The organism is Microvirga sp. P4_G7, assembly GCF_056401005.1.
The window spans coordinates 1-1,898 of record NZ_JBFUKD010000685.1 but is presented as its reverse complement, the minus strand read 5'-3'; the positions used below and the strand labels follow the sequence as shown (position 1 = coordinate 1,898).

Annotated in this window: 2 protein-coding genes; both read left to right on the top strand. The window is 60.8% G+C overall.

Annotation, left to right across the window (positions count from 1 at the left end):
* Window positions 1-506, top strand: a 506-nt coding sequence (locus tag AC1DT3_RS19520; RefSeq protein ID WP_477466873.1) for a L,D-transpeptidase, incomplete at its 5' end; no start/stop codon positions are given.
* 502 nt (window positions 507-1,008) lie between these two features.
* The coding region (locus tag AC1DT3_RS19515) for a PEP/pyruvate-binding domain-containing protein (RefSeq protein WP_477466872.1) at window positions 1,009-1,898 on the top strand (890 nt) is incomplete at its 3' end.

The following is a 1,898-nucleotide window of genomic DNA, read 5'->3' as shown; positions in this document are numbered from 1 at the left end:
ATGTGCCGTTGGTCGATCGCAACAAGATGGATGCGAAATTCGCGCGACAGGCTGTCGAATACAAGGGCGGTGAAAAGCCCGGCTCGATCGTCGTCGATATCGACGACCGTTTTCTTTATCTCGTGCAGCCCGACGGCAAGGCGATCCGCTACGGCGTCGGCGTCGGCAAGCAAGGCTTCTCCTGGCGCGGCGTCGCCTCGGTCGGACGCAAAGGCGTATGGCCCTCCTGGTCGCCCACCAAGACGATGGTCAGCCTGAAGCCGGATTTGCCGCGTTACCGCGAGGCCGGTCTCGACAACCCGCTCGGCGCGCGCGCGCTTTATCTCTATCAGGACGGTCGCGACATCCTGTTTCGCATCCACGGCACCAACGAGCCATGGAGCATCGGCGAACAGGTTTCTTCGGGTTGCGTGCGCATGCTCAACGAAGATGTCGTCGACCTCTACGAGCGGGTTCCGGCGGGCACCACGGTCTACGTGAAACGCAACGGCCGCTATCGCGTCTGACGAATCGACATTCGCCGCGAGGCATGATTGCAAATGGGTCGGGGCGGCAGCGCCTCCGACCCATTTGCGTATTGGGCACATGCTCAAACGGCGCGAGAAATGCGTCGGCACGCCGTGTGGAGTGTGTCCGTAATAAACCGGTCTTCGATGGGCTCAGCGTCGCTATATCCGGTATTCCTCGTCGAGAAGACCGGGTCGCAAACGCCTTGACCCGGCGCGAGGAACCTCTCACGGCTGCTTCAGAGCAGCCCCCGAAAGTTCTTTCGCCGGTCATAGCGTCATCCAAAACGCTCCCGCGGGAGAAGTTGGCCTCGATATCGGCTGCTCTCTGAGAGGAAAAACCGTTTACGATACATTGTATCATATGCGGGATTGGTTGACTGTCGTCATGCGTTCCACGCGCCAGCGACGGCGGAACCTTGGCCGTTCAGGTTGCGTTTTGGTTCGGCATGCTTCAAGCCATCATCTGCGCTGACGCAGGGTATAGCCAAAAGGTCAAACGATGACGCAATGGGTCTATTCTTTCGGTGACGGCAAGGCAGAAGGCGAGGCAGGGATGAAAAACCTGCTCGGCGGCAAGGGCGCCAATCTCGCCGAGATGTCCAACCTCGGGCTCCCCGTTCCGCCCGGATTCACGATCACCACCGAAGTCTGCACCTATTATTACGACCATGGTGAAACCTATCCCACCGAGCTGAAAACGCAGGTCGAGAAGGCGCTGGCGAGCGTCGGGCGTCTCACCGGCCGCACGTTCGGCGATGCGGAGAACCCGCTGCTGGTTTCGGTTCGATCCGGCGCGCGCGCATCGATGCCGGGCATGATGGATACCGTGCTCAATCTCGGGCTGAACGATCTCACCGTCGAGGCGCTCGCCAAGGGCGCGGGTGACGAGCGTTTCGCGTACGACAGCTATCGCCGTTTCATCACGATGTATTCGAACGTGGTGCTCGACATCGAGCACCATCATTTCGAGGAGGCGCTCGACGCCTTCAAGGATCGCAAGGGCTATACTCTCGATACGGATCTGACGGCGGACGATTGGAAGGCGCTGCTGCCGCGCTACAAGGCCATCGTCGAGAAGGAGCTTGGACGTGCCTTCCCACAGGATCCGCAGGAGCAGCTCTGGGGCGCCATCGGCGCGGTGTTCGGCTCATGGATGAACGCGCGCGCGAAAAAATATCGAGAGTTGCACGACATTCCGGCGAACTGGGGCACGGCGGTCAACGTGCAGGCGATGGTGTTCGGCAATATGGGCGAAACGTCGGCCACCGGCGTTGCGTTCACGCGCAACCCGTCGAYGGGCGAAAGCGAGCTCTACGGTGAGTTCCTCATCAACGCACAGGGCGAAGACGTGGTCGCGGGCATTCGCACGCCGCAGGACATCACGGAGCG